The sequence below is a fragment of the Cellulomonas triticagri genome (assembly GCF_003696205.1).
GTDB classification, from domain to species: Bacteria; Actinomycetota; Actinomycetes; order Actinomycetales; family Cellulomonadaceae; genus Cellulomonas; species Cellulomonas triticagri.
Genome location: NZ_RFFI01000236.1, coordinates 1 through 1,897, shown reverse-complemented (window position 1 = coordinate 1,897; position 1,897 = coordinate 1). Strand labels below are relative to the sequence as shown.

Below are 1,897 nucleotides of genomic sequence, written 5' to 3'. Positions count from 1 at the left end.
GCCCAGCCGTACGCCGCGTACCCGGCGGGCGGGTACCCCGCGCCGTCGGTGTCGCCGTACGCCCCGGGTGCGGCCACGCCGGCACCGGGTGCGACCGCGCCCGCGGACGGCGCCGCGCCCACCACCCCCGACGCGGCGCCCGAGCCGCCGACGCGGTAACCGGCGGTCGCCGGCCGGGGGACAACCCCCGTCCGGCCTCGGGTGGTCCGCCGCGCAGGACGGGGGTCGGACCCGTTCTGACCTGCGGCGGGACTCGCCAGGCTGGTGGTGCGCCCGATCGCCGGGTGCTCGCGCCGAGAGCGCGGAGCCCCGGGGAGCGCCACCATGCCGACCGTCCAGCACGCACCGACCCGGCCCGCACCGCCCGCACCGGTCCGGCCGCGCCCGCTCGCCCCCGCCGGGACGTCGGGCAGGCCCAGCGGGCCCAGCAGGCCCGGCACCCTCGCCCGTCCGGCGGCGCCGGTGCGCCCCGCCCGGGACCCGTTCGTGGACGGCGTCCGCGCGCTCGGCACCGTCCTGGTCGTCGCCCTGCACTGGCTGATGGTCGAGGCGACCTGGGACGGCGCGGACCTCGTGGTCGGCAACGCCCTCGGGCACGGCTGGGCGTGGCTGCTCACGTGGCTGCAGCCGCTGCCGCTGCTGTTCTTCGCCGCCGGCGCCGCCGCCCGGTACGACCTCGCCCGGAACCCCCGGGAGCCGGGGTGGCGGTTCGCGGGCACGCGGCTGCTGCGGATGGCCCCGCCCGTCGTGGTGCTCGCGGTGGTGTGGGTCGGGCTCACCGCGCTGCTGCCCGCCGCCGGGGTCCCGGAGGGCGCGGTCGACCGGGTGGCGCGCATCGTGCCGCAGCCGCTGTGGTTCCTCGCCGTCCAGCTCGGGCTGCTGGCCCTCGCGCCGACGCTGCTGCGGGCGCTGCACCGCTGGGGCGGCGCGCGGGTGCTGCTCGTCGCGGCCGCGCTGCCCGTGGTCGTGGATCTGCTGCGGTTCTCCGACGAGCTGCCCGTGCCCGGCGCGCCCAACGTCCTGCTGGTGTGGGCGGTCCCGTTCCTCGGCGGCCTGCTGCACGCCGAGCACCGGCTGCGCGCCCAGCGGCACCCGTCGGCGCACCCCGGGCGCCCGGTGCGGGCCACCGGCGCCGAGCGCGGGGCGCTCGCGGCCCTCGCCGGGACCGGCCTCGCGGCGACGGTGCTGCTGCTGGCCGTCGGCCCCTACCCGGTGTCCCTGATCGGGATGCCCGGCGACACGATCTCGAACCTGGCGCCGCCGACCGCCCCCGTCGTCGGCTTCGCCGTCGCCCAGGTGGCCCTGGCGCTGCTCGCCCGTGACGCCCTCGGTCGGTGGGCGACCCGTTCCCGGCTGGTCCGCTGGGTCGGGGCGCGCTCGATGGGGCTCTACCTGTGGCACCTCACCGCGATGTTCGCGGTCGCGGGCGTGGTCCTGCTCGCCGCGGGCCGGGTGCTCCCCGAGCCGTGGACGTGGGACTGGTGGACGTCCCGGCCCGCGTACCTCGGTGCGGCCGCGGTGGTCCTGGTGGGCCTCGTCGCGCTGGCGACCCGGGTCGAGCGGTGGCTCGCGCCCGCGCGACGCCCGGCCCGCGTCGGCGCTCCCTCCTAGCGTGGGTGGCGCGGGCGCACCCGGCCCGGCCGTGCCCTGAGTGGTCGCCGGTGTCCGGGATGTCGCACGTTCACGTCGTGTCCGCAGGATCGGGACGAGGCCTGCGCGTGGTCCCCCCGGGGCCTCTCCCCGGCGGTCCCTAGCGTCCGGGTCATGTCGTCCGACCTCGGAACCCCGTACGCCCCCCGCCACGACCGGCGCTCGCGCCGCACCGACCGCCGTCCGTCGGGCCGGAGGCCGCCCCGCCACGGACGCCGCCGCCCCCGCCGGGTGCGCGTCGCGCGCG

Annotated in this window: 1 protein-coding gene; it reads left to right on the top strand. The window is 79.9% G+C overall.

What is annotated here, in order from left to right:
- Positions 1–324: 324 nt before the first annotated feature.
- Complete coding sequence (locus EBM89_RS20455) at positions 325–1,611, top strand: acyltransferase family protein (protein ID WP_122151394.1); 1,287 nt, start codon at positions 325–327, stop codon at positions 1,609–1,611.
- The last annotated feature ends 286 nt before the right edge of the window (positions 1,612–1,897 follow it).

Excerpts from the sequence above, each read along its gene's own strand:
- EBM89_RS20455 (WP_122151394.1), top strand. The coding sequence starts at position 325 with ATGCCGACCGTCCAGCACGCACCGACCCGGCCCGCACCGCCCGCACCG.